The organism is Centipeda flueggei ATCC 43531, from assembly GCF_000160695.1.
GTDB classification, from domain to species: Bacteria; Bacillota; Negativicutes; order Selenomonadales; family Selenomonadaceae; genus Centipeda; species Centipeda flueggei.
In genome coordinates this window covers 709,255-733,846 of sequence record NZ_GG694006.1, presented here as the reverse complement: position 1 = coordinate 733,846, position 24,592 = coordinate 709,255, and the positions used below count along the sequence as shown (strand labels likewise).

Annotated in this window: 25 protein-coding genes; 22 read left to right on the top strand and 3 right to left on the bottom strand. The window is 55.1% G+C overall.

The genetic code is table 11. The features are described from left to right. The 21 genes from fliG to HMPREF0908_RS03350 all read left to right on the top strand — a co-directional run bounded on the left by fliG (position 1) and on the right by HMPREF0908_RS03350 (position 21,486). Positions 1-1,020: a flagellar motor switch protein FliG gene (fliG, locus tag HMPREF0908_RS03455; RefSeq protein WP_006690051.1), complete on the top strand. Its 1,020-nt coding sequence runs from the start codon at positions 1-3 to the stop codon at positions 1,018-1,020. Continuing rightward, entirely contained in the window at positions 1,013-1,804 is a 792-nt protein-coding gene (locus HMPREF0908_RS03450) for a FliH/SctL family protein (protein ID WP_006690050.1), read from the top strand. Before fliG ends, HMPREF0908_RS03450 begins: the two co-directional genes overlap by 8 nt. Beyond that, a complete protein-coding gene (gene fliI, locus HMPREF0908_RS03445) occupies positions 1,801-3,174 on the top strand; it encodes a flagellar protein export ATPase FliI (RefSeq protein ID WP_006690049.1) in 1,374 nt (457 codons plus the stop codon). Before HMPREF0908_RS03450 ends, fliI begins: the two co-directional genes overlap by 4 nt. Further along, the gene (gene fliJ / locus HMPREF0908_RS03440; RefSeq protein ID WP_006690048.1) at positions 3,171-3,638 is read left to right on the top strand and encodes a flagellar export protein FliJ; all 468 of its coding nucleotides are present in this window, start codon (positions 3,171-3,173) and stop codon (positions 3,636-3,638) included. The genes fliI and fliJ overlap by 4 nt, the downstream gene beginning before the upstream one ends. Next, complete coding sequence (locus HMPREF0908_RS03435; RefSeq protein WP_006690047.1) at positions 3,635-4,243, top strand: lytic transglycosylase domain-containing protein; 609 nt, start codon at positions 3,635-3,637, stop codon at positions 4,241-4,243. The genes fliJ and HMPREF0908_RS03435 overlap by 4 nt, the downstream gene beginning before the upstream one ends. 48 nt (positions 4,244-4,291) lie before the next feature. Beyond that, complete coding sequence (locus HMPREF0908_RS03430; protein WP_006690046.1) at positions 4,292-4,885, top strand: MotE family protein; 594 nt, start codon at positions 4,292-4,294, stop codon at positions 4,883-4,885. A 249-nt stretch (positions 4,886-5,134) separates the two neighbouring features. Beyond that, positions 5,135-6,274, top strand: coding sequence for an N-acetylmuramoyl-L-alanine amidase (locus HMPREF0908_RS03425; RefSeq protein WP_040572383.1), 1,140 nt, complete (start codon positions 5,135-5,137; stop codon positions 6,272-6,274). Between the two features lie 35 nt (positions 6,275-6,309). Continuing rightward, on the top strand, positions 6,310-7,683 hold the full coding sequence (locus HMPREF0908_RS03420; RefSeq protein ID WP_006690044.1) for an MATE family efflux transporter: 1,374 nt from the start codon (positions 6,310-6,312) through the stop codon (positions 7,681-7,683). A 160-nt stretch (positions 7,684-7,843) separates the two neighbouring features. After that, a complete protein-coding gene (locus HMPREF0908_RS03415) occupies positions 7,844-9,127 on the top strand; it encodes an NAD(P)/FAD-dependent oxidoreductase (protein WP_006690043.1) in 1,284 nt (427 codons plus the stop codon). 150 nt (positions 9,128-9,277) lie between these two features. Then, complete coding sequence (rpmE, locus tag HMPREF0908_RS03410; RefSeq protein WP_006690042.1) at positions 9,278-9,478, top strand: 50S ribosomal protein L31; 201 nt, start codon at positions 9,278-9,280, stop codon at positions 9,476-9,478. Between the two features lie 154 nt (positions 9,479-9,632). Further along, on the top strand, positions 9,633-10,556 hold the full coding sequence (locus tag HMPREF0908_RS03405; protein ID WP_006690041.1) for a DUF1385 domain-containing protein: 924 nt from the start codon (positions 9,633-9,635) through the stop codon (positions 10,554-10,556). Next, entirely contained in the window at positions 10,550-11,614 is a 1,065-nt protein-coding gene (prfA, locus tag HMPREF0908_RS03400) for a peptide chain release factor 1 (protein ID WP_006690040.1), read from the top strand. The genes HMPREF0908_RS03405 and prfA overlap by 7 nt, the downstream gene beginning before the upstream one ends. Further along, complete coding sequence (gene prmC / locus HMPREF0908_RS03395) at positions 11,614-12,492, top strand: peptide chain release factor N(5)-glutamine methyltransferase (RefSeq protein ID WP_006690039.1); 879 nt, start codon at positions 11,614-11,616, stop codon at positions 12,490-12,492. The genes prfA and prmC overlap by 1 nt, the downstream gene beginning before the upstream one ends. Before the next feature lie 14 nt (positions 12,493-12,506). Next, on the top strand, positions 12,507-13,559 hold the full coding sequence (locus HMPREF0908_RS03390) for an L-threonylcarbamoyladenylate synthase (RefSeq protein ID WP_006690038.1): 1,053 nt from the start codon (positions 12,507-12,509) through the stop codon (positions 13,557-13,559). 591 nt (positions 13,560-14,150) lie between these two features. Next, the gene (locus HMPREF0908_RS03385) at positions 14,151-14,798 is read left to right on the top strand and encodes a ComF family protein (RefSeq protein ID WP_040572382.1); all 648 of its coding nucleotides are present in this window, start codon (positions 14,151-14,153) and stop codon (positions 14,796-14,798) included. A 70-nt stretch (positions 14,799-14,868) separates the two neighbouring features. After that, positions 14,869-16,551 (top strand): biosynthetic-type acetolactate synthase large subunit, encoded by a 1,683-nt coding sequence (gene ilvB, locus HMPREF0908_RS03380; RefSeq protein ID WP_006690036.1) that lies wholly within the window; start codon positions 14,869-14,871, stop codon positions 16,549-16,551. 1 nt (position 16,552) lies between these two features. Beyond that, the gene (gene ilvN, locus HMPREF0908_RS03375) at positions 16,553-17,086 is read left to right on the top strand and encodes an acetolactate synthase small subunit (RefSeq protein WP_006690035.1); all 534 of its coding nucleotides are present in this window, start codon (positions 16,553-16,555) and stop codon (positions 17,084-17,086) included. Between the two features lie 390 nt (positions 17,087-17,476). Next, positions 17,477-17,758 (top strand): co-chaperone GroES, encoded by a 282-nt coding sequence (groES, locus tag HMPREF0908_RS03365; RefSeq protein WP_006690033.1) that lies wholly within the window; start codon positions 17,477-17,479, stop codon positions 17,756-17,758. Positions 17,759-17,783: 25 nt separating this feature from the next. Continuing rightward, positions 17,784-19,412 (top strand): chaperonin GroEL, encoded by a 1,629-nt coding sequence (groL, locus tag HMPREF0908_RS03360; protein WP_006690032.1) that lies wholly within the window; start codon positions 17,784-17,786, stop codon positions 19,410-19,412. 112 nt (positions 19,413-19,524) lie between these two features. Beyond that, positions 19,525-19,992 carry a cupin domain-containing protein gene (locus HMPREF0908_RS03355; RefSeq protein WP_006690031.1) on the top strand — a complete coding sequence of 156 codons (468 nt, stop codon included), beginning with the start codon at positions 19,525-19,527 and terminating at the stop codon, positions 19,990-19,992. A gap of 171 nt (positions 19,993-20,163) precedes the next feature. Next, complete coding sequence (locus tag HMPREF0908_RS03350; RefSeq protein ID WP_006690030.1) at positions 20,164-21,486, top strand: NAD(P)H-dependent oxidoreductase; 1,323 nt, start codon at positions 20,164-20,166, stop codon at positions 21,484-21,486. A 142-nt stretch (positions 21,487-21,628) separates the two neighbouring features. On the opposite strand, the gene HMPREF0908_RS11410 is transcribed toward HMPREF0908_RS03350, so the two are convergent. From HMPREF0908_RS11410 to HMPREF0908_RS03340, 3 genes are all read right to left on the bottom strand, one after another. Beyond that, the gene (locus tag HMPREF0908_RS11410; protein ID WP_071585458.1) at positions 21,629-21,718 is read right to left on the bottom strand and encodes a hypothetical protein; all 90 of its coding nucleotides are present in this window, start codon (positions 21,716-21,718) and stop codon (positions 21,629-21,631) included. Positions 21,719-22,016: 298 nt separating this feature from the next. Continuing rightward, complete coding sequence (locus HMPREF0908_RS03345; RefSeq protein WP_006690029.1) at positions 22,017-22,538, bottom strand: YjbQ family protein; 522 nt, start codon at positions 22,536-22,538, stop codon at positions 22,017-22,019. Next, positions 22,535-23,242: a triose-phosphate isomerase gene (locus tag HMPREF0908_RS03340; RefSeq protein WP_006690028.1), complete on the bottom strand. Its 708-nt coding sequence runs from the start codon at positions 23,240-23,242 to the stop codon at positions 22,535-22,537. The genes HMPREF0908_RS03345 and HMPREF0908_RS03340 overlap by 4 nt, the downstream gene beginning before the upstream one ends. A gap of 291 nt (positions 23,243-23,533) precedes the next feature. Here HMPREF0908_RS03340 and HMPREF0908_RS03335 point away from each other — a divergent pair, with 291 nt between their 5' ends. Continuing rightward, the gene (locus HMPREF0908_RS03335) at positions 23,534-24,364 is read left to right on the top strand and encodes a class II fructose-bisphosphate aldolase (protein ID WP_040572381.1); all 831 of its coding nucleotides are present in this window, start codon (positions 23,534-23,536) and stop codon (positions 24,362-24,364) included. Positions 24,365-24,592 lie beyond the last annotated feature (228 nt).

Here is a 24,592-nt window from a genome sequence, read left to right as displayed (position 1 = left end):
ATGCCGGATATGTATGGCAGCGGTGATCTGACCAACCAGCAAAAAGCGGCGATCCTCTTTATCGCCATTGGTCCTGAGTATTCTGCAAAGCTGTTTCAGCATATGGACGATGATGAGATCGAGCATCTGACACTCGAAATCGCGAACCAAAAGCAGGTGTCAGCTGCACTCAAGGCCGAAGTCATCTCAGAGTTCTACTCCATGTGCATGGCACAGGATTATATCTCCTCGGGCGGCCTGCAGTATGCGCAGAACGTTCTGGAGAAGGCACTTGGGCCGGACAAGGCCCTCGAGATCATCAATCGTCTTACGACGAGCCTTCAGGTGCGTCCGTTCGACTTTTTGCGCAAGACCGATCCGGCACAGATCATCAACTTTATCCAGAACGAGCACCCACAGACGATTGCGCTCATTATGGCATATCTCGAGCCGGACCAGGCAGCACTTGTCCTTGGGGCATTGCCTCCGGAAGCGCAGGTTGAGGTCACGAAGCGTATTGCGACAATGGATCGCACTTCGCCGGATTCCATCCGCGAAGTCGAGCGCGTGCTGGAGCGCAAATTGTCATCCATTGTGACGCAGGACTTTACTACAGCAGGCGGCATCAAGGCGATTGTCGAAGTCCTCAACCGTGTCGACCGTACCACGGAGAAGGCGATCGTCGAGACGCTCGAGGTCGACAACCCGGAGCTCGCCGAAGAGATCAAGAAGCTGATGTTCGTGTTCGAGGACATTGTGCAGATCGACGACCGTTCACTTCAGCTCGTTCTGCGTCAGGTCGATACCAAGGACCTCTCGCTCGCGCTCAAGGCAACACCGCAGGAAGTCGCAGAGAAGGTATTCAAGAACATGTCGACCCGTGCGGCAGATATGCTGCGTGAGGAGATCGAGTTCATGGGACCGGTCAAGATCCGCGATGTGGAAGAAGCACAGCAGAAGGTCGTTGGCGTCATCCGCGTCCTCGAAGACAAGGGCGAGATTGTGATTTCGCGCGGCAAGGGAGACGAGATGATTGTCTAGAGTTATCAAGGCTGCTGTCTGGGAAGAAAACCCGCATCTTATCGATGTCCCGCCACCGGCTGTTTCGTCCTCAGAGGACGGCAGCGGAGATGGGGTCAGTGAAGAGACTGTTCAGTACCTTCTTTCCCGTATCGAAGAGCGTGAACACGCAATGGACGTGCGCAGTGAAGAACTGGACATGGAGATCTCCGTTCGCCGCGGTGAAATAGCCCAGGAGCGCGACCGCCTTCTCAATGAGGCGAAGGAACAGATTGAAAAGGATCGTGAAGAGGCGCGTCAGCAGGGGTATGACGAGGGCTTTGCTGCGGGAAAAGAAGAGGGTAAAGCTGCCGCACGTGAGGAGATGGAGGAGCTTATCCGCCAGACCAATGAGAAGGCGGAAAAGACCCTGCGCGATGCAGATGATGCGACGCGTGACTATCTCGTTAAGGCTGAGCAGGATATTGTCTCCATCGCCATGACGGCGGTCGAGCGAGTTCTTCCCCAGCACTTCATTGATGTGCCTCAAATGGTGCTGCCGATTGTACGCGATGCCATCGAACGCGTTAAGGATCAAAAGGAAATCGTTGTTCACGTTCCGCCGGACAGCTATGATTTCGTTCTGATGGCACGGGATGAACTGCGCGGCATTCTGACCGCCGGTGATACGAACCTCTCCATCACATCCGACGATGGGCTTAAGCCTGGCGACTGCCTTGTGGAGACGCCTAACGGCAGTGTCGATGCACGCCTGCAGACACAGATTGAACAGCTGAAGAAGGCGGTGCGGGAAGTTATGCTATGAATACAAGTGAGACGGGGGGCAATCCCCCATTTTCCATAAATATCCATAAGTTCCAGGATGCACTTCGCGCGGCTTCACCGATGAAGATGACGGGCAAGGTGACACAGATCATCGGCCTTGTCATTGAGTCCCAGGGTCCGACGGTGACCGTGGGCGAACTCTGTTATGTGAGTTCACACTTTTCCGGAATGCCCCCAGTGCCGGCCGAGGTCGTTGGCTTTCGTGAGGGAAGTGTTCTCCTCATGCCGGTCGGCGAGATGCAGGGCATCGGCCCTGGCTGTGAAGTCGTAGCGACCGGGCGACGCCTGCGTGTAAAGGTCGGTATGGAGCTCCTTGGACGTGTGCTCGACGGCCTCGGCAATCCGATCGACGGAAAGGGTCCCATTCTTGCCAAGGAAGAGTACCCGCTGCAGGCACCGCCGCCGCCGCTCACACGACCGCGCATTCACGACAATCTCTATGTCGGCGTGCGTGCGATTGACGGACTGATTACGCTTGGCGATGGTCAGCGCATTGGCATTATGGCAGGTTCCGGCGTCGGCAAATCCACGCTGCTCTCGATGATTGCACGCAATACTGAGGCAGATATCAGTGTTATCACCCTTGTGGGAGAACGCGGACGCGAGGTGCGTGACTTCATTGAGCGTGACCTCGGCGAAGAAGGATTGAAACGATCGGTGGTGGTTGTGGCAACCTCCGATCAGCCCGCACTTGTCCGTATCAAGGGCGCGATGACAGGGACTGCAATTGCGGAGTATTTCCGTGATCAGGGACGCAGGGTTGTCCTTATGATGGACTCGGTGACGCGCTTTGCTATGGCACAGCGTGAGGTCGGGCTCACCATTGGGGAACCGCCGGCAACGCGCGGCTACACCCCATCAGTCTTTGCTATGCTGCCGCGTCTTTTGGAACGCGCCGGAACCAGCGAGAAGGGATCGATTACAGGCATCTACACCGTCCTTGTTGACGGCGATGACATGAATGAGCCGATCGCCGATGCGGTGCGTTCGATTCTCGACGGACACATTGTCCTTTCACGTCGGATTGCCGCTCAGAACCATTTCCCGGCGATTGATGTTCTCAGCAGTGTCAGCCGCGTCATGTATGAGGTGGTTGAAAAGAGACATCTGGAGGCAGCGCAGGAGATGCGCCAGCTCATGGCAGTCTATCAGGAAGCGGAAGACCTCATTCATATCGGTGCGTACGTCAAAGGTTCCAGTCCAAAGATTGACGCGGCGATCCAAAAGATCGACGGAATCAACGAATTCCTCTGTCAGGGCATCTACGAGGTGACTTCTTATGAGGAGACGGAGCAGCGGCTCATCGGGCTGACCGGAAAAGAGCAGCCTGCGGCTGAGGAAGCATCATGAAGAGATTTCGATTTCAGCTTGAGACGCTTCTCAAGGTAACACGCATGAAAAAGGAAGAGGCGGAGGTCGCCTTCGCAAAAGCCGTGCGTGCCCTCGAGGAGGAACGTGCCTATCAGCGCCAGCTGCTTGAAGAGATGGCGCAGGGACAACGCGACTATGAAGAACTTTCCAAGGCAGGAACGCACATCAAAATTGGGCGTCTCATGAGTTTTAATCGTTTCTTTGGATGGAAGCGACAGCAGATTGAAGAGCAGCAGCAGGTGATTCTGCAGGCAAACGCTGTGCGGCAAAAAGCACTGAAGGTTCTCATGGAACAGATGAGTGCGCTCAAGAGCATAGAGAAACTAAGGGAAAAGCGTCTTGCTGAATACAAGGCGGAGGTGCTGCAGGAAGAGCAGAAGATGCTTGATGAAATCGGTCTGCAGCTGACTATGCGAAACAGGGAATGGGAGGAAGCAGTATGATAGACCTTTCGGGGATCAAGCAGATCCAGGCACGCATTGCGGAGATTGAGGGACAGTTTAATCTAAAGCAGCAGAATCTCCCCGGGCTGGATTTCGCATCGAAACTTCAACAGGAAATTCATAAGAATGCGGCTGCGGCATCCTCCAAGGCGCATCCTGTCCAGCAGGTGCAGGAGACGCAGGCGGTGCAGTCGGCTGCTCCGTCGAAGAAGGTGAATCGGTCAGAACTCGCTCATCCGGATCTGGCGCAGATGATTCACACTGCTGCGCAGAAATATCATGTGGATCCCAAACTCGTCTCTGCCGTTGCTGAGGTGGAGTCCGGCGGGCGTCAGGATGCCGTCTCTCCCGCAGGAGCAGTCGGTGTCATGCAGCTGATGCCGGAAACGGCTGCCGGACTTGGGGTCGACCCATACACGGCGGAAGGCAACGTCGAGGGCGGCGCGAAATATCTGGGCGAGCTGATGAATACTTTCGGCGGTGATGTGAAGAAGGCAGTCGCCGCCTACAACGCAGGGCCCAATGCCGTCAAGGCGTACGGCGGTGTGCCGCCGTATGCGGAAACACAGGACTATGTTAATCGCGTGCTCGATATATACCGCTGAGCAAGTGAGATAGGCAAGTAAGGGGAAGAGAAAGAGGGCAGGAAATCCATGCGGAAGAAATTGAAGATCCTATTGGTACTGATCTTAATTCTCGTACTGATTGTAGGCGGATTTGCTCTCGGTGTCTATCTCCGCCTCTTTGATACGAAGACACTCAACGAGGAGTATAAACTCCATGAACTGCCTGTGATCGGTGAGTACTTTGTTCCGCCTGCGGGAAATGATGAGACAGGCGCGCAGTCGTCTTCATCGTCTTCCTCAGCGAGCACAGTGACGAAACCGAAGAAAACGCCGGAGACTGTGAAGATCACCAAAGAGGAGATCGAAAAGCAGCAGAAAGCGCGTGAAGCTGCGGAGAAGAAGCGCGTCAGCAAGCTTGCCCGTCTCTATAATGATATGAAACCGGCAGATGCAGCGAAGGTCATGGAGTCCTTGGATCTGGACTTGTGCATTGCTATTCTCCAACGCATGGATGAGGGCACTGCAGCGAAGATCCTGACGGAGTTTGAGCCGGATCGAGCAGCGCAGATTACGCAGATCATGTATGAAGGGGTGCCGCGCAGAGCGGCTGCTCCGCGTAAGCCTGCCGTGCCAGGCGAGGCAGGCGAAGCAGACGAAACGGCGAACACGTCACAGGAATAGTTAAGAAATCATTGATAAAATGAAGTCCGTCAGATGGGTGCAGATTTTTCATCCGGCCGAGGCGGAGAATCGGATGCGGCGTGGTGCCTTGCGGAAGATTTTTCGCCCGACTATGGGAAAATGCGCTAAGATGACGGTATTGAATTTATCCGTAACGGGATAGCCTGCGAAGCTGCTGAAAAGCTCTTCGCAGGCTTTTTGGAAGTTCGGCCATGGGGATGGACGGTGCTTCCGATAGGGGGTATACGCTTGCACCGCATATTTTTATTGTCTGCTGCATTACTTATTGGGGTGCTCAGTATCCTGCTTCCTGCCGGTACAGCGGATGCTGCATTCAGTGATCGTGCGAAGGACATGGCGAAGATTACGAATATCCGCATCGGACGTACTGACGGCAATGTCCGTATTGTCGTGGACTCTGATCATCCTGTTGCCTACAAGCAGATCGTTCTCGCCAATCCGACACGTGTGGTATTGGATCTCCAAAATGCGTGGATTATGCCGACGCTGAAGAAGAATATTACGGTGGACTCATCGCTTGTCTCCGCCATTCGTGTCGCACAGTTCGATGCAAAGACGGTGCGTATTGTGGTGGAAACATCAGTGGGAAAGGGCGGCTGGAAGACCTTTTCTCTGGATGGAGGAAAGCCGCGTATTGTTATGGATTTCGGCACCGCGCCAGGTGCCGGGAGAACAGCACCGCCCAAGACAGTACCGCCCGTAATGACGCCGCTGCCAAAACCGCAGCAGCCGGATGAACAGGACACCGAGGACGGTGGTGACATAGGGCATGATATTGCCGTCATTACCGGACTGAAGGGGAAAAAAATTGCCATAGACCCCGGACATGGCGGCAGTGATTCGGGAGCGATCGGACCGACGGGGGTCATGGAGAAGAATATCACGATGCGTGTCAGCCGTGAACTGAAACGTCTCCTTGAAACGGAGGGGGCGACGGTCGTGCTCACACGATCGGCCGATACGGAAGTCTCTGTTAAGGGGGCAAACGCCACTGCGGTCGAGGAACTTGAGGCGCGGTGTGATATTGCCAACCGTGCAGGGGCGGATATCTTCCTTTCCATTCATGCAGATGCTTTCACCAATCGTGACGTAAAGGGAACGACCGCCTACTACTATGTGAAAGGATCGGAGCAGTCCAAACGTCTTGCTGATTGTGTACGTACTGCGCTCATTGATTCCATCGGAACCCTCGACCGCGGAACACAGACCTGTAATTTCTACGTGGTCAAGCATACGGATATGCCCGCAACACTTGTGGAGATCTCCTTCATCTCGAACGCGGACGAGGAACGTATGATGAACAGTGAAACCGGGGTAAAGAAGATTGCGCAGGGGATCGCTGACGGCATTGCCGACTACTTTGGTTAAGGACAATATAGACTTGTGGTGAAAGGAGGGGGACCTTGAAGGAGGTTCACGGCTATCCGGCGCGTGCGTGGCAGTTCTTCATCGTGCTCTTTCCGATCCTTATTACACAGATTTCTCTCATGGCGCCGGGCTTCTTCAACACTGTCATGGCAGGGCATATCAGCAAGGAGGATCTCGCGGGCATTGCGGTCGGGGCGAGCATTTTCTTCCCCATATTCGGCGCTTTTATGGGACTTATCTCGGGGCTGACTCCCGTGATTGCACAGCACTACGGCGCGCGGCAGATGCGCGCGATTCGGAGCGTCGTTCAGCAGAGCTTCTACTGGGCGACGCTTCTTGCTGTGCTCATCCTCGTCCTTGGTGTTTTGACCGTTCCGGCATTTGTTCATGCACTTGCGCTCGACCCTGTCGTCGAAGACATCACAATGGAATATCTCTCCTATATATCATTTGGACTGCTGCCGGTTGCGCCTGCCGTTGTTCTGCGCAACCTTATTGATGCGCATGGACGGACGCATCTCACTATGTACATCACGATGGCGACCATTCCCATCAATATCGTACTGAATTACGTTTTTATGTACGGAGTGTTCGGCGTGCCCGCGTTCGGCGGTGCGGGGGCGGGGCTTGGTGCGGCACTGAGTTATGGTGTGTTCCTTGTGCTGAATATTATTGTCGCACTCTCGATCAAGCAGTTTGCGCGCTATCATGTGTTTGCGCGCCCGCCGAAGCCCCTTCTGCACGACTGGTGGAAGCTGCTGAAAATCTGTATTCCGATCGGGCTGACCATCTTCTGCGAGCAGAGCATCTTTGGTGCAGTAGGGCTCCTCATGGCGGCGTATGGGACAACTGTGCTCGCGGCCCACCAAGCGGCAATGAACTTCACAACGATCGTTTATATGCTGCCGCTCTCGGTCTCCATGGCGATCACGATCCTTGTTGGTTTTGAAATCGGTGGTGGGCGTGAGAGCGGCGCGCGTGCCTACATCCGACTCAGCCGTGTATTAACCCTTATCTTTGTCGGAGCCATTGCACTCATCCTTGCAGCAATGCGCGATGCCGTTGCCGCGCTCTACACGACGAATCCGGAGGTACAGAAACTTCTGCGGGTATTTCTTCTCTATGCGCTCCTCATGCAGTTCAGCGACTGTGTCAATGCACCGCTGCAGGGGGCCCTGCGGGGATACAAAGATGTCACTGTGACGTTCTGGCTCGCCGTACTTTCATTTTGGGGGATTGGACTGCCGAGCGGTTATGTACTCGCTGAGTGTATGGGAGTTGGACCATATGGATACTGGATCGGCCTCATCGGCGGCATCGTCGTCGGTGCACTTCTTCTTATGATTCGTCTGCGTATCATTGAGGAACGGATGCGCCGAGCGATGCATGCGGTACCGGGAAAAAGATAAATTTGCCGCAGGTCTGTGAAAAAAGTTCTATTGAATTTCCCCTGAAATGTGATATGATGTACGATATGCGGAGGGGACATAGGATGTACTTTCTTCGTAAATGGGGTATGGTTTGACCATGTGATTTTTTTCACTTTTATAATAAGGAGAGGGGTTTATCATGGCGGATCAGAAACACGTCGTCATCGTTGGTGCCGGTTTTGGAGGAGTTCATCTTGCCAAGGAACTCGCCAAGGAGAATGTACAAATTACACTGGTTGACCGCCACAATTACCATCTCTTTCAGCCGCTCCTCTATCAGGTGAGTACGGCAGTGCTCTCTGCATCTGAGATTGCCTATCCGACGCGTGCGTTTTTCCGGAACAACAACAATGTTAATTTCTTTATGGCAAAGGCGACGGGGGTCGATCAGGGGCGGCGCGTGCTGCTGACGGATCACGGCGAGATCTCCTACGATTACCTCGTCCTTGCAGCGGGCGGCACGACGAACTTTTTCGGAAACGAGAGTGTCGCACGCAACTCTTATGGGATGAAGACGCTGCAGGAGGCGATTGCCCTGCGCGGACATATTGTGCATGAGTTCGAGCGCGCCTCGAAGAAGACGGATCCATCCCATACAGAAGAGCGCCTTCGTCACCTCAACTTTGTCATTGTCGGCGGCGGTGCGACGGGCATTGAGATGGCAGGCGCGATCGTGGAACTCATCGATGTATTCAAGAAGGAGTTCCATACCATCGATTTCTCCGAGGTGCACGTTACTCTGCTTGAGGCGATGGGCTCCGTCCTGCCGATGGTGCCGCCCGATCTGCAGCAGCATACGATCGACGTTCTGCGCAAAAAGGGCGTTGATGTCCGCCTTAACACGGCGGTAACGGCATACGACGGCAATGACCTCGTCCTTAAGGACGGAGAGATCATCCCAACCAAGACGGTGATCTGGGCAGCAGGTGTGCGTGCGCAGGACTTCATCAAGGACTGCGGCGGTGAGGTTGATCGTGCGGGACGCGTCATCGTTGAGGAGAACCTCCTCGTGAAGGGCAGTGACTGCGTCTTTGCGATCGGTGACTGTGCAAACTTCCAGCATGGGACGGAGCGTCCTCTCCCCACGGTCGCGCCCGTGGCGACACAGGAAGCAATGCAGGTCAAGACGAACATCATGGCGCTTATCGCGGGAAAAACGCCGGACCAGCTCGGCAAGTTTGTCTATCACGATCTCGGCGCAATGGCGACGATCGGCAGGGGCGAGGCGGTCATGAACGGCCCGATGCCCGTGCTCGGCTTTAATATCAAAGCAAGCGGATTCTTTGCATGGTTTGCGTGGATGCTCGTTCATCTCATCCGACTTGCGGGGAGGTATGCGGACTTTACCGTCTCAGTCAAGTGGATTTGGAATTTCTTCTTCGGTACACGTTTGGCACGCATCATCCACAGTAAGTTGGAGTAGCCCTTGCGCGCATCGATATTTTATGCTATACTTGCGCGGTAATGAACGCAGGGCGTTTGTTTCCATGACTCGTTCTCGGCGAGACAGCCGAGTTCAACCAAGCGCACACAAGGGTGCTTGTATCCGGCAAAAGAAACGAGGTGTATCAACATGAAGGAAGGTATTCATCCCGAGTACTTCGAGGCGACGGTGACGTGCGGCTGCGGCAATACGTTCAAGACCGGCTCGACGAAGAAGGATCTGCGTATCGATGTCTGCTCCAAGTGCCATCCGTTCTTCACGGGACGTCAGCGTGACGTCCAGGCGGGCGGGCGCATCGAGAAGTTCCAGAAACGCTACGCAAAGAAATAGTGACGGCGGTAGGGTGCATTGCGCCTTGCCTGTTAAGGAATCATCGCGAAATACTCCGGTGATTCCTCGTGCACGAAAACAGGGAGGGACGATTGTGCGAGAGATCGTGCAGTCGTCTTTTTTGATATATGAAAATTTTCGATAAAGGAAAACTATGCCAAAGAAAATGACAGATCTTGCCGTCGGGGGTCAGGCGGTCATTGAGGGGGTAATGATGCGCAATGCATCAAAGACAGCGACCGCCGTGCGCCTGCCAAGCGGTGACATCGATGTCGAGACGCGTACCGTTTCCTCTATCCGCGACCGTTATCCCATCCTCAACCTGCCGCTCGTGCGCGGTTCGGTCATCATGGTGGAGTCGCTCATCATCGGAATGCGTGCGCTCTCCTTTTCAGCACAGGCGGCTGGAGAGGAGAACGAGCAGATGACGAAGAAGGAAATCGCGATGACGATCCTCTTTGCCCTCGTCCTTGCGAGCCTCCTTTTCATCGTGATTCCGACCGGCGCGGCGCATCTTGCGGCGGCGTACACGGATGATCCCATCGTATTCAACCTCATTGAGGGAGGTATCCGCCTTCTGGTGTTCCTCCTCTATATCTGGGGGATTTCCTTTATGGGCGGCATTCGCCGCGTGTTCCAATACCACGGTGCGGAGCACAAGACGATCCATTGCTACGAGGCAGGAGAGGCACTGACCGTGGAGAACGTGCAGAAATTTCCGCGTCTGCATCCGCGCTGCGGAACAAACTTTCTGCTCATCGTCATGGTGGTTGCCATCGTTTTTCACGTCTTCTTCGGGTGGCCCGATCTCTGGCTGCGTATTCTGAGCCGTCTCGCGATCCTGCCTGTTGTTGCGGGGGTCTCCTACGAGATCATCCGCTTTGCGGGGCGCAGTGAGAGCCGCATCGTGCATACGCTCATCACGCCGGGACTCTGGCTGCAGTATCTGACGACACGACCGCCTGCTGATGAGATGATCGAGGTGGCAATCGAGTCGTTGAAGGCGGTACTGCCGGAGGAGGATATTCCGGCGGGCAGCGGAAATTACCGGAATCAAAGTGAGGAGACAACGTGTTAAGCAAACTTGCCGCAGTGGCAGATAAATACCGTGAGCTCGAGACCCTGCTGAGCGATCCGTCCGTGATGGCGGATATGGAAGCGTGGCAGCGTTATACGCGCGAGCACGCAGCACTCACGCCGATTGTCGAGGCGTACCAAGCCTATCGACGGGCGCTTGCCATCATTGATGAGGATAAGGAGATGCTCTCCGAGGCAGATGCCGAGATGAAGGCGATGCTCACGGAGGAAATCGCGGCGGCGGAGGCGGAGCGCGACCGCCTCGCTGCCGAGCTGCCGATTCTCCTCCTGCCGCGTGACCCGAACGACGAAAAAAATGTCATCGTTGAAATTCGCGGCGGTGTGGGCGGTGAAGAAGCAGCTCTTTTTGCGGCAAGCCTCTTTCGCATGTATGTGCGTTATGCCGAGCGGCAAGGCTGGCGGACGGAGGTGCTCAGCAGCAATCCAACGGAGATCGGCGGATTCAAGGAGATCACTTTTCTCGTCAGCGGTACTGCTGCATACAGCAAGCTCAAATATGAAAGCGGAACGCATCGCGTCCAGCGCATTCCCGTCACGGAGTCCGGCGGACGCATCCACACCTCGGCGGTGACGGTCGCTGTCCTGCCTGAGGCAGAGGAGGTCGAGGTGACGATTGATCCGAATGATCTGCGCATTGACACCTACTGTGCGTCGGGGGCGGGCGGGCAGTACGTCAACCGTACGGAGACGGCGATCCGTATCACGCATATCCCAACAGGCATCGTCGTCCAGTGCCAGGACGAGAAATCCCAGCTGAAAAATCGTGAGAAGGCAATGAAGGTGCTGCGGGCGCGTCTCTATGACCGCGCACAGCAGGAGCAGGCGGATGCCGTTGCCGCAGACCGCCGCAGTCAGGTGGGCTCGGGCGACCGCAGCGAACGCATCCGTACCTACAATTTCCCGCAGGGGCGCGTGACCGACCACCGCATCGGGCTGACGCTCTATAAAATTGATGCGGTGATGGACGGCGAGCTGGATGAGCTGCTGGCAGGGCTGATTACGGCAGATCAGGCACAGCGCCTAAAACAGGTACACTGATGGCGGAGCGTGTATGGACAATACAGGATCTGCTTGCGTGGACGACGGATTTTTTTCGTATGGGCGGCATTGATACACCGCGCCTTGATGCAGAGGTTTTGCTTGCCGAAGCTCTTCATCGGGATCGCATGTATCTCTACGTGCATTTTGACGAGCCGCTCGAGCCGGCGGAACTGGCGGCGTTTCGCGGCTATGTGAAGGAGCGCGGGAGGCACGTGCCGATTGCCTACATACTGGGCAGACGGGAGTTCATGGGGCTGCCCTTCCGCGTTACGCGCGATACGCTCATCCCACGTCCCGATACGGAGATTCTGGCGCAGTTCGCCGTGGATACCCTGCGTGCGCGTGCGTCGGCAGGGATGGAGGAGCTGCGTTTTGCTGATATCGGCACGGGAACGGGCGCGATTGCACTCTCTGTTCTGAACTATACAGAGGGGACGCGTGCGGATGCCGTGGACATTTCGCCTGAGGCGGCTGCCGTCACTGCGGAGAACGCAATGGCACTCGGCCTGATGAGCCGCATCGAGATACTGATTGGTGACCTCGCTGTACCGCTCCTTGGGCGGAGTTATGATATGATCCTTTCGAATCCGCCGTATATTCCAACGGCGGAGGTGGATACATTGATGGAGGAGGTGCGCAGCCATGAGCCGCATCTTGCCCTTGACGGCGGAGCGGATGGGCTCAGCGTTTATCGGCAGCTCATGGCGGATGCACCTGATCTCTTGAAGGAGGGCGGCATCATTGCCGTCGAGGTGGGCATTCATGAGGCGGCAGATGTTGCATCGCTTATGGCAGCGCATCCACGCATCGTGCGGACAGCGATGCGGCGCGATTTGGCGGGGATTGAGCGTGTGGTGATCGGTGAGGCGGGGTAAGAGGAAGGAGAAAAATGGAGACGGAAGTTTGTTCTCCTGTATTGGAGAAAGACATTGCGCGCGCCGCAGCGCTGATTCGCGATGGACAGCTTGTCGCGTTCCCCACAGAGACCGTCTATGGATTGGGCGCGAATGGACTCGATGCGGCGGCGTGTGCCCGAATCTATGAGGCAAAGGGGCGGCCCTCCGATAATCCGCTCATTCTCCATATTGCCGATCTCTCCATGCTGAATGAGACGGCAGAGGCGGTGCCGTCCACGGCGGCGCATTTGCTCACTGCATTTGCCCCGGGACCCATCACCGTGGTTGTACCGAAAGCCGTGCATGTTCCGCCGCTGGTCACGGGCGGACTGTCGACGGTGGGGGTGCGTTGTCCCGCCCATGATATCGCACGGCGATTCATCCGTGCGGCCGGTGTACCGATCGCCGCGCCCTCCGCGAACACATCGGGGCGGCCGAGCCCGACGGCGGCGGCGATGGTTTATGCGGACATGGCTGGGCGTATCCCGCTTATCCTCGACGGCGGAAGCTGCAGTTTTGGCGTAGAGTCCACCATCGTTGACTGCACGGAGGAAGGGCGTGTTACGATTCTGCGCCCCGGTGCGGTGACGTACGAAATGATTGCGGCGGAGTTTCCGCACATCGAGGTGCGGATGGATACGGCACTCTCCTCGGAGAACGCCGCGCCGCGTGCCCCTGGTATGAAGTATACGCACTATGCGCCGCGCGTGCCGCTCACAGTCTTTGCAGGAACGGGATCCGATGTCACAGGAGCACTGCGGGAGGAGATCCTGCGCCGCACGGCAGCAGGGGAGCGGCCCGCACTGATCGCAAGCAATGAGACCATTACGGCACTCAAGGGACTCATCCCTGCAGTGTACACCTATCATTGCGGCGCGCGAGGCAATCACAGTGCTTTCGCTTCCTGCCTCTACGATGCACTCCGTCATTTCGATGATACGGCGGCCACTTCTCTTCTTGCTGAGGGAACAGGGGCAGTTGGCCTCGGACTTGCGATCATGAATCGACTGCGCAAGGCAAGCGGTGGGGATATCGTCTATGTATAGGGCAGAATGCTCATATACATACCCATGCATAGATCAGGCGACAGAAAACCGACAGCCGCTCTGTTTCGAGCAAGCTGCCGGTTTTACTCAGCAGATACCATAAATATGTTTCTACATCCTTATTTAGTTGTGTTCACCTTTGCCGTACAGAGAAACCGCATGTATCTGTACAGCCGCATATTGTACGTTCAGCTGAAACCGTTTTGGAGATCTCTGTATCATCCAAGTTGCGCGCGTGGTTTTCGAAAGAACGAATCGTACAGTAACGCGAAGTCGTCCGTTTTGTTCTCAGGGACGACAGGTTTGGTCGGCACTCATGACACGATGCCAATGGAGCACCTACAAACGCAGGCTCCGTTCCGTCTTCAAAGATGCATCCCGGTCAGGAGATAATGCCGCCGCACCGAAGGATTTGTGTCAATAGACATTCTCCTTTCTTCCATTTATGTCGTTAGGAGATATATCTCTTTCTGCATTTATCATATCATAAACAGAGTGGGAATGCAATAGATTTTTTATCCAAAAGCGTCTGAATCATGGCACAGCTCGCAGATACAAATGCGGTACTTGTGTCGTAATGGAGGAGATGCGTTGTTTTCCGTTTTTCTGGATTTTTTATTTCCGCCGCACTGTCCGTCCTGCCATGCCTATGTGGAGCGGTGTGGTTTCTGCACTTCCTGTGCGCAGCGTCTTATCGGCGTGCGCCGCATCATCGGTGGGGGCATGGCGGCGGAACAGCTCGCGGGCACTTGGGTGCTGGCACATTACCGTGAGGGCGTTCGTGATCTTCTGCGTGCACTGAAATACCGCAAAAAAAGATCGGCGCTCACCGTGCTGCGTACGATTCTCACGGAGGGAGAGGGCGTGCTGTCCGATCTTCCGTCGCCGCTTCTTGCCGTGCCCGTTCCACTCGCACAGGAACGGAAGAAAGAGCGCGGCTTTAATCAGACTGAGGAGCTTTTTTCTGCGTGGTTCGCCGCGCATGGAATCCCTTTTGTATCTGTCCTTGTCCGTACGCGTGAGACCGCTCCGCTCTATGAGATGACACGCATGGAGCGGCGGCAGGAGCTGCGCGGTGCATTTGCTCTCGCGGCAGATGCCGATGTGCAGGGGAAAGACATCCTGCTTGTTGACGACATTATGACGACGGGGGCGACACTCACGGAGTGTGCACGCGTTCTGCACCATGGCGGGGCAAGGCGGGTCTATGCGATAGCACTGGCCGGGGAGCATCGGTGAGCACGTTCCTTGTCAAATGGGCGGGAATGCTCTATAATGCACGCTATATAAAGGAGGAATTCGATTGGTGATGAATGGAGCACGGGCTCTTTTGGTGAGCCTTCGGCAGGAAGGCGTTGAGGTTGTCTTTGGCTATCCCGGCGGTGCCGTCCTCACGCTGTACGATGAAGTATATAAAATGCAGTTTCCGCACATCCTCGCGCGTCATGAGCAGGGCGCAGCACATGCGGCGGATGGCTACGCACGTGCATCGGGCAAGGTTGGCGTCGTTTTTGCGACTTCGGGTCCAGGCGCGACGAATCTCGTGACGGGGATTGCCACAGCGAATATGGACTCTGTTCCGATGGTCTGCATCACAGGACAGGTTGCCAATCCGTATATTGGTAAGGATTCCTTTCAGGAGGCGGATATCGTCGGCGTCACAACACCAATTACGAAGCATAACTATCTCGTCAAGGATGTGAACGATCTTCCGCGCGTGATAAAGGAAGCCTTTTATATCGCACGGACGGGGCGTCCCGGTGTTGTTGTCATCGATGTGGCAAAGGATGTATTTGATGCATCCATCGATTTTGCTGCTCCTGCTGCTGCTGCACTGCGCGGATACAGCGGCAGTGTTCTTCTGGATACGGATGCTGTTGGCCGTGCTGCAGATGCACTCCGTACAGCAGAGCGCCCGCTGCTCTTTGTCGGCGGCGGCGTTATCTTGTCGGATACGGCGGCGTATGTGCGTGAACTGCTTACGTTGACGGGAATGCCTGTTGTATCCACCTTGATGGGGCTCGGCGGCGTCTCTGCCGGGACAGAGGGGTATACGGGCATGGCGGGGATGCACGGCACCTACGCCTCCAATATGGCAATCCAGGAGTGCGATCTTCTGCTCGCTGTCGGGACGCGCTTCAGTGATCGTGTGACGGGTACGGCGGCGGAGTTCGCGCCGAAAGCACGCATCGTACACTTTGACATAGATCCGGCAGAGTTCAATAAAAATGTCCGCACGGATATCCCCGTTCTCGGTGATCTGCGTGAGAGCCTGCCCGCATTCTTGGAGGCTGTGCGCTCTTCCGCGGCGGACCTGCGGTCACGCGTGACCCCTTGGCGTGAGACGGTGCTCACAATGGAGAAAAAGCATCCGCTCGGATGGAAGGAGAGCGCGGAGATCCGCCCGGAAGCGCTGCTGCACCGCGTGCGCGAGATCGTCGGCGCGGATGCCATCTGCGTCACGGATGTGGGACAGCATCAGATGTGGGCGGCACAGTTCTTTGGCTGTACGGAGCCGCGCCGCTTCCTCACATCAGGCGGACTTGGCACGATGGGGTATGGGCTTCCTGCGGCAATCGGGGCGAAGCTTGCCCGCCCTGACAAGGAGGTTGTGCTGATTACTGGCGACGGCAGCATCATGATGAACTGTCAGGAGTTTGCGACGATGGCGGACAACGACATCGATGTGAAGGTCGTCATCGTACACAACTCCATCCTCGGCATGGTCGGGCAGTGGCAGCGGCTCTTTTACAGTCACCACTACTCCGCTTCGGAGCTGAAGGGCAAGACGGACTTTGTCCGGCTTGCTGCGGCGATGGGGGTAGACGGGTGCCGCATTGAGACGAGTGAGGAACTGGAACGCGTTCTTCCCCATGTGCTGCGTGAAAAGGGCGCGCGTCTCATCGATGTCATCGTCCCCGAGGAGGCGGATGTTGTGCCGATGGTACCTGGCGGAAAACGTCTCGACCAGATGGTGCTGGGAGGAAGATAAGATGGATAAATACTTACTTGCCGTCCTTGTCGACAACAAGCCGGGCGTTCTGACGCATATCGCGGGACTCATCAGCCGCCGTGCCTTCAACATCGAGAGCATTTCCGCGGGCTATACGGAGGAGACTTCCGTCACCCGCATCAATATCGTCGTATCCGTTGCCTCGGAGAACGAATTGCGTCAGGTTGTGACACAGCTCTCCAAGCTCATCGATGTGGTGAAGATCGTCAACCTCACACAGTTCGAATCCATCACGCGCGAACTTGTGCTCATCAAGGTGCACGCAACGAAGGAGAACCGCGCAGAGATCATTGATGTGGTGAATATCTTCCGTGCACGCATCGTCGATGTCGGTGCAGAGAATGTCGTCGTGGAGCTGACGGGTGACGCGAAGAAGATTGACGCACTTTCCGAGCTGCTTTCGGACTACGGCATCATCGAAATTGCGCGTACGGGGGCGATTGCACTCTCGCGCGGGCCAGTTCCAGTAAAGAAGATGCAAGGAACGTACGGACCCGTTCAACCCCTATCTTGATGCAGCTTTCTCGTCTGGTTCTCGTTGACAATTCCTTAGAGCAAAACTTAATGGGACAAGCGGAGAGAGAATACGTTCTGCCTCTGCCCATTGCGTTGTTCAAGCAAAGCCCGTTTAGGAATCTGCAGACATTCGGCAGACAGGTGCCCGGCCACCTGCACAGCAAAGTGTTTGCAACAAGGACGGCAGGGCTGTTGGCGCCAAACTGCTGTGTGTTTTCATTTGATTGAAGCCGCACGGTTATTTTTACGAAATTGTTTTTTTGACTTTTTTCAAAAAAAACTATTGACTTTTTGACTTAAAACATTTACTATAAACATCGTGAGTTAGCACTCGGTGAATGAGAGTGCTAACACAAAAGATTTTGGATGAAGCAGGAGGAAAGATACCATGATTAAGCCATTGGGCGAACGTGTTGTCATTGAAGTCGCAGAGAGCGATGTTACGACGGCGAGCGGCATTGTGCTCCCCGACACAGCGAAAGAGAAGCCGCAAAAGGGCAAGGTCGTTGCCGTCGGTGCGGGCAAGCTCCTCGACAATGGTCAGCGTGCAGGCCTTGAAGTCAAGGCGGGCGACAACGTTGTCTTCTCGAAGTATTCTGGCTCTGAGATTAAGGTTGATGATAAGGATTACCTCATCGTTCGTGAGAGCGATATCCTGGCAATCCTTTAATAGATGATATTTGGAGGCAATATAAATGGCAAAGCAGATTCTGTTTGACGAAGAGGCGCGCCGCGCACTTGGTCGCGGTGTCGATGCACTGGCAAATGCTGTAAAGGTAACGCTTGGTCCGAAGGGGCGCAACGTCGTTCTCGATAAGAAGTACGGCGCACCGACGATCACGAATGACGGTGTGACGATCGCGCGTGACATCGAGCTCGAGGATCCGTTCGAGAACATGGGCGCGCAGCTCGTGAAGGAAGTCGCGACGAAGACGAACGATATCGCCGGCGATGGTACGACAACGGCAACGCTTCTTGCTCAGGCGATGATTCGGGAAGGCATGCGCAACGTCGTTGCGGGCGCCAACCCGATGATCGTCAAGAAGGGCATCGATATGGCGGTCAAGACGTTGGTCGAGGAAATTAAGAACAAGGCACAAAAGGTCGAAACGAAGGCAAAGATTGCACAGGTTGCTTCGATTTCCTCCGCTGATTCCGAGGTTGGCGAGCTCATTGCTGAGGCGATGGAGAAGGTCGGCAAGGACGGCGTTATCACAGTTGAAGAGTCCAAGACGATGGACACGAATCTCTCCGTTGTTGAAGGCATGCAGTTCGACCGCGGCTATATCTCCCCGTACATGGTGACAGATACCGACAAGATGGAAGCCGTCATGGATGATCCCTATGTGCTCATCACGGACCGTAAGATCTCCGCAGTCGCTGACATCCTGCCCGTTCTGGAGCAGGTCGTAAAGCAGGGCAAACAGATCGTCATTATCGCTGAGGATCTCGACGGCGAGGCTCTTGCAACCATTGTTGTCAACAAGCTGCGCGGCACGTTCAAGGCTCTTGCCGTGAAGGCTCCGGGCTTTGGTGACCGCCGCAAGGCAATGCTTGAGGACATCGCTATCCTCACGGGCGGCACGGTCATCAGTGAAGAGGTCGGCCGCAAGCTGGACAGCGTGACGCTCGAAGATCTCGGCCGTGCACGCCAAGTTCGTTCCTCGAAGGAGGAGACGACGATTGTTGACGGGGCGGGCGACAAGGCACAGATCTCCGCACGCGTAGCTCAGCTGAAGAAGCAGATCGCAGAGACTACGTCCGACTTCGATCGTGAGAAGCTGCAGGAGCGCCTTGCGAAACTCGCGGGCGGTGTTGCTGTGGTCGAGATCGGCGCAGCGACAGAAGTCGAGATGAAGGACAAGAAGTATCGCGTTGAGGATGCACTCAATGCAACGCGTGCGGCAGTCGAGGAAGGCATCGTTGCCGGCGGCGGCACAACGTTCATCGATATCCTCCCGGCGCTCGACAAGCTGAATGCTGAGGGTGACGTCAAGGTTGGTGTTGAGATCGTACGCCGTGCGATCGAGGAACCAGTACGTCAGATCGCTGAAAACGCAGGTCTTGAGGGCTCAGTCGTTGTCGACAGCGTAAAGAAGGCGGGCGACGGCGTTGGTTTCAATGCACTCGAGAACACCTACGTCGACATGATCGGCGCAGGCATTGTCGACCCGGCGAAGGTCACGCGCTCTGCCCTGCAGAATGCGGCGTCCATTGCGGCAATGGTGCTCACCACCGAGACGCTCGTCACGGATAAGCCCGAGCCTGAGGCCCCGGCTCCTGCCGGTGCTCCCGGAATGGGCGGCATGGGCGGCATGATGTAAGGCATCTGCCAGACTGAACCAATAAAGAGTGAACTCCCTTGTGAATCTTCATAAGGGAGTTTATCCTTTTTGCTTTCCGCATCGTTCTTTTCTGTTTAAGGGTGGGATTGTGATGAAGATGAAGAAAATCGCAGCGGCAATGGCACTCAGCTGTCTGATGCTCAGTGCAACGGCATTTGCAGAGGAGGCACAGGACCGCACTGTGCAGCAGTGCTTCCAGAAGGATGAACTCATCGTCCTCGACAAGCAGGATGTTGCAGGCGGTAAGGGAACACTTCACGGATTGTTCTCATTCACGCGCGACATGGCAAAGCCGGAACAGGCGATCAAGGAGATCGGCTGGATGCGCCTTGAAAAGGGATCGTCGATCGGTCTGCATAAGCACGGCGTGAATGAGGATGCGTACATCATTATCTCGGGCGAGGGGATCTTCACAGATGGCGACGGCAACGATACCGTTGTCCATGCGGGCGATATTACCATTGCGCGTGCCGGACAATCCCATGCACTTCGCAACGAGAAGGATGAGCCGCTCATCTTCCTCGATGTGATTGCGCAGAACGACGGATTGCAGAAGTAAGTCAACTGCGCAGAGGTATGTTTCTTTACAGATGGAAACATACCTCTTTTTTGCTGTAATGTTTACACAAATTCAGCTAAGATGATATTGTATGAATGGAAATGCGGTGCTATACTAAGTTCAGAGCAGAGATGTATTATTCCACCGACAGGTGGGCGAAAGGAGTTTCGCATGCTGAATATGGACAAGAAGCTCGCAAAGCGCGAGGAAGAGGGCAAGATTATTCGTGCCGGCATCGTCGGTGCAGGTCAGATGGGGCGCGGCATGGTCACACAGATGGCGCTCATGAAGGGGATCATGCCCGCAATTGTCTCGGATATCAAATTCGAAAACGTCATCAACGCCTTTCACTATGCGGGTATCAGCGATGAGGACATCGCTGTAGCAAAAACCCTCGAAGAGGCGAACCGCTATATGGAGCAGGGAAAATACGTCGCGACGGAGAACTCGGATTTTATTTCACAGGCGAACCTCGTCGAGGTCGCGATCGACGTGACAGGTGTGCCGGAGGTCGGCGTTAAGATCGCGATCGACGCGATGAACAATAAGAAACATGTTGTCATGATGGACGTGGAGACAGATGTCGTCATCGGCAGCTATCTCAAGAAGCTCGGCGATAAGAATGGCGTCATCTACACAGGCTCGGCAGGCGATGAGCCTGGTGCTGTCATGGAACTTTACTCCTTTGCCCGTGCGATGGGCATGGAGGTCAAGGTCATGGGCAAGGGCAAGAACAACAAACTCGACTATGACTGCAACCCCGATACCGTTCTTGAAGAAGCGACGCGCCGCAAGATGAGCCCGCGCATGCTCACTTCGTTCAAGGATGGCACAAAGACGATGGTCGAGATGACTGCGATGTCGAACGCGACTGGTCTCATCCCCGATGTAATCGGCGGGCATGGGCCCTCAGCATCCCCGAAGGATCGCTGCGCAGACCTCAACCAGATCTTCAAGCTGAAGAAGGATGGCGGCATTCTCAATAAGCATGGCGTTGTGGAGTACGTTAACGGCATCGCGCCCGGTGTCTTCGTCACCGTTACCACGGAGAACGAGGAGATCGCCTATCAGATGGGCTATCACAGCATGGGACCGGGCCCCCTCTGGACGCTCTATCGTCCCTACCATCTCTGTAATCTCGAGACACCGCTCACTGTCGCAAAGATTGTCATTGACGGCGAGCCGACCATCATTCCGCTTGACGGCCCTGTCAGCGAATGTATCGCCGTTGCAAAGCGCGATCTCAAGGCCGGTGAGACCATCGACGGCATCGGTGGCTATACGACCTACGGATCGATTGCAACGGCCGAGGAGACATATAAGAACGGTTATGTTGTTTATGCTCTCGTCAACAAGAACACGCGCATGAAATGTGATGTCAAGAAGGGGACGCTCCTCACGCTCGATATGGTCGATCTCGATACCTCCACGCAGCTTTATCAGGTGCGTAAAGAGCAGGACAAGATGTACAGCAACGGGTATGCGCTGAAGTAAGAGAACTGCGTTTCGAGACACAATGCTCCGCAATACACGGGGCAGTTCCCCGATGAGCAGACAAGAAGATAAACATCCTGTTGTAGGATTTTATGCCCTGTGCGGTCTTACTCTGTATCTCATATGGAGTAAGACCGCGTTTTCACTGGATACGTTCGCCGTTGTAAAACTGGACATACTGTGCCGCAGCCTCCTGTAATTCCTTCCTCGAGGCGAGCGTCCTGCGATTCAGACACTCCGCGTTCTTTCAGACGAAAGATTTCATTCCACAACATCTCTGTTTTCATATACTTCCCAGTTATGACAAATCCCTCCTGCTGTAGTTTTTATTCTGCAACAGGAGGGATTTTCTTGCTTGTCCTCTATGCTGGGGGGCAGTCCAGGAAGGAAGCTTCCTTGGGGATTCTTTTTGTGGTTAGGGGAATTCTGATCCATTCAGCGTGCGGCCTCTTGACGCATCTTTTTGCCCGCCCTTCGGCGGAAAAATTCGTGCTGCAGGTGATGTTCTTGCAGCGCGGATGGAATCTTCTTTACTCTCCCATTACGACAATCGCACATTTGCGTGTGCGCGGTCGGGTGCGGTCGAAGTCGACAAAGTAACAGTAGCCGGTCATGCCAACACCAAGTTTGCCGTCCGTCACCTCGAATGTCTCCGATGAGCCGATGAGAGTCGCCTTGAGATGGGCGTCGCAGTTCCAGAGAGCGGTGCGGTCACCGCCCGGCAGGTATGCCTCGGCATCCGGCCAGCTCTCAACGGCGCGATAGTGCTCCTCGCCGGGGTACCGGTATTGGTTCCCTCCGGTCTGGTTCGGGATGATCTTTTGGAGGGCGTTGTCCAGATCGTTTTGCAGGAATTCATTACCGTCCGCATCTACATCGTGAACGAACTCTTCGAAGAATACGGCGCAGGTCGTATGCGGCGAGATCACCGTTGCGATCCCCTCGCGGATGCCGCTCTCACAGATTGCTGCACGCAGCTCCTCCGTGATATTGATAAAGGTCGGCGTTCCTCCGTGTGACGTGAGGGACAGCTTTTTCTTAAAAACACTCATATCATTTCTCCTGATCCACGGCGCTCCGATACACCGCGCAGGACAGCATCTGCCATCTCCGCAATGCGCACGGCGGGGTCAGGGGCGTTTAGAATGCCGCTTGTTGCACCGCTGCCGTCTGCACCGAGATGCACGACACGGTAGACGTCGTCTGCTGTGGTGATGCCTGACGCAATCATAATGCCAATAGCGGGGTTGATGGCGCGGATCTCCGCGACGATGGAGGTCGTATAGCTGTCGTCTGCGGTCCTCCCTGTACCGATGAGATCGGTCGGCTCACAGAGAAGAATATCGGGAGCAAATGCGGCGATGGCACGCCCCTCGGCGAGGGAATCCGCACAGGCGATGGTCGTGATGCCGATCTCGTGTGCCCGTGTGATCGTCTTTGACAGCTCGGCAATGGTCATGGGATGCTCTGCATGGTTGAGAAAAGCTGCGCGTGCCCCTGCGTCATAGAGCGCCTCGGGGAGCAAATGCCCCATGCCGCGTCCAGGCTGAAGGCTGTCCATTGCCTGTGCCGTGACGACGATGGCATCAGTGTTCTCACGGATCAATCGGATGTCGGAGAATGGGCAGGTAAAGTAGATCGTCAGCCCGGTTCGTTTCGCCGCAGCATCAGCAGTTTTTGCGAGGGCAAGAGACGATGCGCCATAGAGGTAGGACTTTGGATTGACGACGAGAAACGGAGCGGGATGAGTCTGCATGAGGATCTCCTATAAATCATAATTTCTGCTGCATAAAATAATGTTACCATAGGGGAAACGCTGCTTCAAGCGGATTTCTGTTGACAAACGAATAAGTAATTGCACCCTATTGGCAAAGGAAAAAAGTGTGCGCGCTATGTGTCTTTTCCCCCTGCCCTCACAAGCACCGCATACATCTGCGAATAAATTAACGATTTGACAAATTTAGACTTCTTTTCTATCATAATGGATGATGAGAATATCATTGAGCAGCAGTACCTAGATGGTGTTCTTAGAAATGGAGGGATCCCCATGCTGGTCGATGGAAAATCTGTATTGGATGCGGCAAAAGCGGGGCATTACGGCATTGTTGCGCCGGACTTTCTCACGCTCAACATGTGCCGTACATTCGTTCAAACGGCAGATGCAAAAAAAAGGCCGATTATGCTCTCCTTTGCCCAGGGACATGAGGGACTGATCTCCCTCGAGGAGGCAGCTCTCGTGGGGAAGTTCTGGGCGGAGAAAGTGGATACGCCGATTGTCCTGCATCTCGATCACGGGCAGGATTTTGATTTCCTACGGCGTGCTATCGATCTTGGATTTACATCCGTCATGCTCGATGCCTCGATGGAGACAATGGAGGAGAATATCCGCCGCACGAAGGAGGTCGTCGCCTATGCACATGCAAAGGGGGTGAGCGTCGAAGCGGAGATCGGGCATGTCGGCGGTGCGTCTGAGGGCGTCGAGGGAGCCTTTTCTGACAGTGTGTATACGACCGTGAAGGAGGCGCAGACATTTGCTGCCGCGACGGGCGTCGATTCACTCGCCGTATCGATCGGAACGTCGCATGGCGTCTATAAGAGCAACCGTATGCCGGAGCTGAACTTTACGCGACTGCGGGAACTTTCTGCTGCTGTCGCTGTGCCGCTTGTTCTGCACGGAGGCTCCGGTACAGGCGATGAGAACCTGCGCCGTGCCGTGTATGATGGAATTACGAAATTGAACATTTACACAGACTTCCTTACGGGCGCGATGGAAGAGCTCCGCATCCTGCAGACGGACTCTCTGATCGAGACGCAGAAGGCCGTGGATGAAGGGATGCGAAAAGTGCTGACCCATTATATTGATCTTATTTCGAAATGAATGAAGAAATTCATGGAGGAGCTCAGCAAGCCTGCTGTATATCTTTGAAGTACGGCGGCTTTTTGTGAAAGAGGAACAAATGCAAAGAATCAAAAAGGCAGTATATCATATTTACAAAAATTCAATCAAGCTATTATTGTAAAACAAATCACCCAATGCTATAATTATGGAAACACTGATAGAGCGGGATGCGGCGAGATGATGGCATGGAATTTATCAGTGCTTCCT

What these genes read in the sequence shown, in the direction of transcription:
- HMPREF0908_RS03335 (WP_040572381.1), top strand. Translation starts at nt 23,534, where the DNA reads ATGCTGGTCGATGGAAAATCTGTATTGGATGCGGCAAAAGCGGGGCAT.
- ilvN (WP_006690035.1), top strand. Translation starts at nt 16,553, where the DNA reads ATGGATAAATACTTACTTGCCGTCCTTGTCGACAACAAGCCGGGCGTT.
- HMPREF0908_RS03415 (WP_006690043.1), top strand. Translation starts at nt 7,844, where the DNA reads ATGGCGGATCAGAAACACGTCGTCATCGTTGGTGCCGGTTTTGGAGGA.
- HMPREF0908_RS03345 (WP_006690029.1), bottom strand. Translation starts at nt 22,538, where the DNA reads ATGAGTGTTTTTAAGAAAAAGCTGTCCCTCACGTCACACGGAGGAACG.
- rpmE (WP_006690042.1), top strand. Translation starts at nt 9,278, where the DNA reads ATGAAGGAAGGTATTCATCCCGAGTACTTCGAGGCGACGGTGACGTGC.
- prmC (WP_006690039.1), top strand. Translation starts at nt 11,614, where the DNA reads ATGGCGGAGCGTGTATGGACAATACAGGATCTGCTTGCGTGGACGACG.
- HMPREF0908_RS03435 (WP_006690047.1), top strand. Translation starts at nt 3,635, where the DNA reads ATGATAGACCTTTCGGGGATCAAGCAGATCCAGGCACGCATTGCGGAG.
- HMPREF0908_RS03390 (WP_006690038.1), top strand. Translation starts at nt 12,507, where the DNA reads ATGGAGACGGAAGTTTGTTCTCCTGTATTGGAGAAAGACATTGCGCGC.
- fliI (WP_006690049.1), top strand. Translation starts at nt 1,801, where the DNA reads ATGAATACAAGTGAGACGGGGGGCAATCCCCCATTTTCCATAAATATC.
- fliG (WP_006690051.1), top strand. Translation starts at nt 1, where the DNA reads ATGCCGGATATGTATGGCAGCGGTGATCTGACCAACCAGCAAAAAGCG.
- groES (WP_006690033.1), top strand. Translation starts at nt 17,477, where the DNA reads ATGATTAAGCCATTGGGCGAACGTGTTGTCATTGAAGTCGCAGAGAGC.
- ilvB (WP_006690036.1), top strand. Translation starts at nt 14,869, where the DNA reads ATGAATGGAGCACGGGCTCTTTTGGTGAGCCTTCGGCAGGAAGGCGTT.
- HMPREF0908_RS03405 (WP_006690041.1), top strand. Translation starts at nt 9,633, where the DNA reads ATGCCAAAGAAAATGACAGATCTTGCCGTCGGGGGTCAGGCGGTCATT.
- HMPREF0908_RS03430 (WP_006690046.1), top strand. Translation starts at nt 4,292, where the DNA reads ATGCGGAAGAAATTGAAGATCCTATTGGTACTGATCTTAATTCTCGTA.
- HMPREF0908_RS03355 (WP_006690031.1), top strand. Translation starts at nt 19,525, where the DNA reads ATGAAGATGAAGAAAATCGCAGCGGCAATGGCACTCAGCTGTCTGATG.
- groL (WP_006690032.1), top strand. Translation starts at nt 17,784, where the DNA reads ATGGCAAAGCAGATTCTGTTTGACGAAGAGGCGCGCCGCGCACTTGGT.
- HMPREF0908_RS03350 (WP_006690030.1), top strand. Translation starts at nt 20,164, where the DNA reads ATGCTGAATATGGACAAGAAGCTCGCAAAGCGCGAGGAAGAGGGCAAG.
- HMPREF0908_RS03340 (WP_006690028.1), bottom strand. Translation starts at nt 23,242, where the DNA reads ATGCAGACTCATCCCGCTCCGTTTCTCGTCGTCAATCCAAAGTCCTAC.
- fliJ (WP_006690048.1), top strand. Translation starts at nt 3,171, where the DNA reads ATGAAGAGATTTCGATTTCAGCTTGAGACGCTTCTCAAGGTAACACGC.